Genomic DNA, 325 nt, shown 5'->3' on the forward strand with positions numbered 1-325 from the left:
TCCCACGCCGCGAAGACCAAGCCCATCGCTTCGCGTGGCTGCCGTTCGGGGGTGGCGCGCACAAATGCATCGGTATGCATTTCGGCACCCTCGAGGTGAAAGCGATCCTGCACCAGATGCTGCGCACGTTCACCTTCGGCCTCGACACCGACTACCGCATCCGTTGGGACAACACATCGCTGCCGATCCCGGTCGACGGGTTACCGATCAGGCTCCACCACCGATGAAGTTAGAGTTCGCGCGGTTCCTTGCACCCACCGAATTCCTCGACTGGAAACACGATGCCGTGCAGCAGTTCACCGAATCGGCGACGCGTAACGCCATT

Annotated in this window: 1 protein-coding gene; it reads left to right on the forward strand. The window is 61.2% G+C overall.

Translation table 11 applies throughout. The features are described from left to right. On the forward strand, nucleotides 1-227 hold a 227-nt coding region (locus JF781_RS28270; RefSeq protein ID WP_225341389.1), incomplete at its 5' end, for a cytochrome P450. Nucleotides 228-325 lie beyond the last annotated feature (98 nt).

Origin of the sequence: Mycobacterium sp. WUMAC-067 (assembly GCF_020217485.1) — a bacterium.
GTDB lineage: Bacteria > Actinomycetota > Actinomycetes > Mycobacteriales > Mycobacteriaceae > Mycobacterium.